The sequence below is a fragment of the Streptomyces mayteni genome, assembly GCF_054783955.1.
In genome coordinates this window covers 1-4,085 of sequence record NZ_BAAGPR010000227.1, presented here as the reverse complement: position 1 = coordinate 4,085, position 4,085 = coordinate 1, and the positions used below count along the sequence as shown (strand labels likewise).

The window sequence follows — 4,085 nt, the reverse complement described above, 5'->3', positions numbered from 1 at the left end:
CTGGTCGGCCCAGGCGCCGCCCCGCCGCAGCAGCGAGCCGGCGGTGACGAGCGCGGCGACGCCGGCCAGGCCGTAGCCCCACGGCCCCTGGAAGGCGGCGCCGGCGGCCAGGCCCCCGAGCCCGGCCTCGACGGCGACGAGCCGGCCCCGGCCGAACCGGCCGCGCGGGCCCCCGGCGGGCCGCGGGCGGCCGCCGGCCATGCCAGCTCCGTCGGCTCCGTCGGCTCCGTCGGCCGGGGAAGTCGTGGTTCGTGGTCGGCGCTGTCTGGGACTCACTCTCCGACTCCGCTCTGCTCGCGACCTGCCGCCTGGGGGTCGAGGACCGGCCCCACCGGCAGCAGCTCTGTGAAGGCGCTCGGCACGGAGGGCGCCTCGCCAGGCGCGTAGCCGAGCCGTTCCACGGCGTCAGGCGAGGCGAAGGGGTAGGCGGCGCCGCTGTCCGTGACCAGCGTGTAGGTGCCGCCGGTGCCCGCCGAGGTGGTGGCGCGGACCACGGCGCCCGAGCCGGCCGGCAGGTAGATCTGGTCCAACAGGCCGAGCCTGGCACCCTGGTAGCCGGTGACCGGGTCGACGTCGGCCGGGGCCGGCATGGTCGCCGGCAGGTGGATGGTGGCCTGCCAGGGCGCGTCGCCCGGCTGGCCGCCGGGCGGGGTGCTGATGCAGACGGGCTGGTTGCGCCCCGGCTCCACGGCGGGCTGCAACTGGTCGGGCCAGGCCGGGTCGCCGGGCGCGGCGACCTCGGAGCGGGCCGCGCGCGCCGCGTCGGTGGCGCTGATCCGGTGGTCGGTGCCGGCGTCGACGCTCAACAGCGTGTGCACCAGCGGGGAGACGGAGACCAGACCGTCCGACCTGACCAGGTAGTACTGGGGGTTGGCGCCGGTGTCGGTGTGCGCGATGTCGCCGACCCTGGCCTCGAAGGGCAGCTCGACGGCCGGTTCGCCGCCGGCGTCGTCGCCCGGCGCCGGGATGGTCAGCGCCGGGCCCTCGGGCATGGTGGCGATGATCTCCAACGGCAGCCGCACCGGCTCCACGCTCTGTAGGCCGAGCAGGTCGCGGATGGGCGTCTCCAGGGAGTACCTGCGGCCCTCGGTGAGCAGCCAGAACGCGCCGTCCTCGGCCTGGGCGAGGACGGTGGCGCCGCCCGCCGGCTCCTGGTCGGCGGCCGGCGCGACGCCGGGCACCGAGACGTAGAGCGCGGTGGCGGTCGGCGTGCCGCCGGTCTCGGACGGCACGACGCACAGCGTCCAGTCGTCGTCGACGAGGTCGTCGGTGCCGGGCAGCGCGTCGGGGGCGCCCGGGATGCCGACCGGCAGGCCGCGCGGCGCCTCGTCGAGCACGGACTGCTTGACCCTGGTGACCTCGCCGCCGCCGACCAGCATCGCCGAGGCGAGGTTCAGCGCCGGGTGCACGACGCCGTCACTGACGACGTAACGGTCGCCGCTGTCGCCCACCACCACCGCGCCGGTGCTCGGCAGGGCAGGGCCGCGGCCGCCGCCGAGCCAGCCGGCGATGCCGAAGCCGGCCAGGATCAGGATGCCGATGGCTATGCCGCCGCCCAGCGAGCGGTTGAGCCGGCGGCGCGGGTCGAGCCGCGCCTCGTCGGCGCCCCGGATGAGGCTGGTGGTTCGGCGGCGGTTCTCGTAGGCGTACGCCTCCGCCTGCTCACGTGTGGTGGCCATCTATCGTGTCCGGTTCCGGGGAGAGGAGTGCGGCGAGTTGGTGGTGGCGGCGGACGGGGCGTCGCCGCCGTCGAGCCAGTCGAGCCGGCCCGGGGGCGGGCCCTGGGGACCGCCGGGCCCGGCCGCGGCGTCGCGGCCCCGGTCGGGGCCGGCGCGCCAGCCGCCGGCGGCGGCCCGGCGGCCGGCGGGGGAGGCCATCAGCCCGAGGACGACGGCGAGCAGCAGTCCGCCGCTCCAGGCCAGGGCGGTGGCCGCCGTGTCGGAGAGCAGCGGCTCGCTGGCGGGGATGGGCTGCACCGGGAGGTGCCCGGGCGGGGCGGCCTCCGCGCCGCCGCTCTCGCCGGCGCCGAGGTGGGTGAGGGCGCCGAACGGGTCCACGATGCCGGCGCCGGTACGGTCGTTGACGCCGCCGCCGACCTGGCTCGCCGATCCGACGAGCCGTCGCGCGACGTCGTCGGCCGACAGGTCGGGGAAGCGGGAGAGGACGAGCGCGGCGGCGCCGGAGACCTGGGCGGCGGCGAAGCTGGTGCCGGACTCGGCCCGGTAGCCGGACCCCTCGGGGGCGACGACGGCCATCTCCTGGCCGTAGCCGGCGAGATCGACCCAGGGGCCGGCGTTGGAGGCGTCCATCGGCTGCCCGTCCTCGCCGACCGCGCCGACCGCGAGCACGCCGTCGTAGGCCGCCGGGTACATGTGGCCCCCGCTGACGCCCTGGTTGCCCTCGTTGCCGGCGGCCGCGACGACCACCACGTCGGCGGCGACGGCGCGGGCGACGGCCTCGCGGATCTGCCGGTGGTCGACGGGGACGGCGAAGGACAGGTTCACCACCCGCGCCCCCGACCGGACGGCGTCGTCGATGGCCGCCGCGACGGTGCCGGGGGTGGCCTGGTCGATGCCGCCGGCGAGCCGCACGGGGTAGACGGTGGCGGCCGGCGCGACGCCGGCCATCCGGTCGCCCTCGGTGCGGCGACCGGCGATCATCCCGGCCACGCCGGTGCCGTGCCCCTCGCAGTCCTCCTGGAGCGCGGGGGTGGTGCGTTCGAACTCCCGCTCCTCGTTGACCCCTTCGAACTCGCTGCCGCGCGCCACGGCCCCGTCGAGGTCGGGGTGGCTGGCGTCCACGCCGGAGTCCACGACGGCGACGGACACCCCGGCGCCGGCGGCCAGATCCCACGCCTGCCGCAGCCCGAGCTGGTCTATCAACGGATAGGGCCCGGCCCCGTCCGGCAACTCCGCGCCGGGCGACGTCGTCCGACACGGCTCCGCCGCCGTGGCCGGCGTCGCGCCTCCCGGCGCGACGGCGTGTGCGACGAACACGGCGGCGAGCACCGTGACCAGGCGGTGGCGTTTCCCCCACCCTCCCCCAGCCTGGCGGCTGGGGGTGCCCCCACGAGCCCTTCTCCGGCCTCCGGCGCCGGGCCACGGCCCCGGGGCTCCGCCCCGGGACGGAACGACCACCGCGCCGCTGGCACGGCGCGGAGCCGTGGCGGCCTGCCCGGCCGCCACCGGGCGGCCGATGTCCGGCGAGCCCGAGCCGACCGCGGCTGCCGGCCGGCGGTCGGCGGAGCGACCAGGCCGGCGCGCGGTGTGCCAGACGCCGGCCGGCAACACCACGGCCACCGGGCGGCCGAGACCCGGGAGCCCCAGGTCGACGCCGACGGCCGGCCGCCGGTTGCCGAAGCGCCTAGGCCGGCGCGCCGCGCGCCAGGCGCCAGCCGGCAACACCACGGCCACCGGGCGGCCGAGGCCCGTCGGACCCGAACCGACGCCGACGGACGGCCGACCGTTGGCGAAGCGATCACGCCGCCGCGCCGCATACCCGGCGTCGGCCGGCAACACCACGGCCGCCACCGGGCGGCCGAGACCCGGGAGCCCCGGGTCGACGCCGACGGCCGGCCGCCCGTTGGCGAAGCGATCACGCCGCCGCGCCGCATACCCGGCGTCGGCCGGCGACGCCACGGCCGCCGGGCGGCGAAGGCCAGCGAGACGGCGCCGCGCCAAGCGCCCAGCGCCCAGCGCCACGGCCGCCACCAGGCGGCCGAGGCCCGGCGGCCCCGAGCCGACCTCGACGGACGGCCGACCGTTGGCGAAGCGATCACGCCACCGCGCCACGCACCCGGCGCCAGCTGGCAACACCACGGCTGGCGGGCGGCCAAGGCCGCCGACGCGGTCACGCCACCGCACCAACGCATGCGCGACCCGCCGGGCCAGGCGCCCGGCGCCAGCCGACAACGCAACCGCCGCCCTGCGGCCAAGTCCCGGCGGCCCCGGGTCGACGCCGACGGCCGGCCGCCGGTTGCCGAAGCGCCCACGCCGCCGCGCCGCATACCCGGCGTCGGCCGGCGACGCCACGCCCACCGGGCGGCGAAGGCCGGCGAAACGGTCACGCCACCGCGCCGGGGCACG

The 4,085-nt window shown here is 78.7% G+C and carries 3 protein-coding genes; all 3 read right to left on the bottom strand.

Annotated features, from left to right (window positions below; translation table 11 throughout):
• Positions 1 to 201, bottom strand: a 201-nt coding sequence (locus ACYVPE_RS39390) for a hypothetical protein (protein ID WP_461038660.1), incomplete at its 3' end; no start/stop codon positions are given.
• 71 nt (positions 202 to 272) lie between these two features.
• On the bottom strand, positions 273 to 1,679 hold the full coding sequence (gene eccB / locus ACYVPE_RS39385; protein WP_461038659.1) for a type VII secretion protein EccB: 1,407 nt from the start codon (positions 1,677 to 1,679) through the stop codon (positions 273 to 275).
• Positions 1,680 to 2,996, bottom strand: a complete 1,317-nt coding sequence (locus ACYVPE_RS39380) for a S8 family serine peptidase (protein WP_461038658.1) — start codon at positions 2,994 to 2,996, stop codon at positions 1,680 to 1,682.
• Between the last annotated feature and the right edge of the window lie 1,089 nt (positions 2,997 to 4,085).